The following is a 382-nucleotide window of genomic DNA, read 5'->3' on the forward strand; positions in this document are numbered from 1 at the left end:
GGTTCATATCACCTTACCGTCGCTTTACGCAGATTAGCACGTCCTTCATCGCCTCTGACTGCCTGGGCATCCACCGTGTACGCTTAGTCGCTTAACCTCACAACCCACAGGCGTTTTACAACGCTTGCAAGTCACGAGCATTTGAGAGACTCGAACGCATCGTGCTTTTCATTCTTATTACGGAGAATGAAAACGACGCGTCGTTTCAATTTTCAGCTTGTTCCGGATTGTTAAAGAGCATAATACTTCGCAGCGCACCGTTGCCGGTACGCTCTGAAGTATTCAGAAAAAACAGATTAACGGTATGGTGGAGCTAAGCGGGATCGAACCGCTGACCTCCTGCGTGCAAGGCAGGCGCTCTCCCAGCTGAGCTATAGCCCCA

The 382-nt window shown here is 50.5% G+C and carries 1 tRNA gene and 1 rRNA gene; both read right to left on the reverse strand.

The window, feature by feature from the left end:
• Positions 1-97, reverse strand: a 23S ribosomal RNA gene (locus HZZ01_RS20730); the annotation flags it as partial.
• A gap of 208 nt (positions 98-305) precedes the next feature.
• Positions 306-381 (reverse strand) — tRNA-Ala (locus HZZ01_RS20735).
• Between the last annotated feature and the right edge of the window lies 1 nt (position 382).

It is taken from the genome of Pantoea sp. WMus005, from assembly GCF_013415305.1.
Classification (GTDB): domain Bacteria; phylum Pseudomonadota; class Gammaproteobacteria; order Enterobacterales; family Enterobacteriaceae; genus Pantoea; species Pantoea rara.